The 308-nt window shown below is 42.2% G+C and carries 1 protein-coding gene; it reads right to left on the reverse strand.

Annotated elements, in window-relative coordinates; all coding sequences use genetic code 11:
- Window positions 1-20: 20 nt before the first annotated feature.
- A partial coding sequence (locus IQR33_RS20905; protein WP_193844014.1) for a 7-cyano-7-deazaguanine synthase occupies window positions 21-308 on the reverse strand: 288 nt, incomplete at its 5' end.

A 308-nucleotide genomic window follows, 5' to 3' on the forward strand; every position in this document is an offset into this window, starting at 1 on the left:
GCTATTACCGCTAACAAAGACTATTTGCTCGCTAAGTATTCTTCTAAGCCGCTTTGTCGCAGTAGGCACGCTGGGCATTCACCACAGCCTTTACCAACAATTCCGTTGTAACATGTTAAAGTATTGTTTTGGACAAACTCCAACATATTGTGCTTATCAGCTAGAGCCCAGGTCTCGGCTTTAGTAAGCCACATTAAAGGAGTCTTAATATTGAAGGCTTTATCCATACCTAAATTGCAAGAGAGATTTAGAGAGCGAATAAAGTTGTCTCGGCAGTCAGGGTAACCACTAAAGTCTGTTTCGCAGAC

It is taken from the genome of Vibrio sp. OPT46 (assembly GCF_015163535.1).
GTDB classification, from domain to species: domain Bacteria; phylum Pseudomonadota; class Gammaproteobacteria; order Enterobacterales; family Vibrionaceae; genus Vibrio; species Vibrio alginolyticus.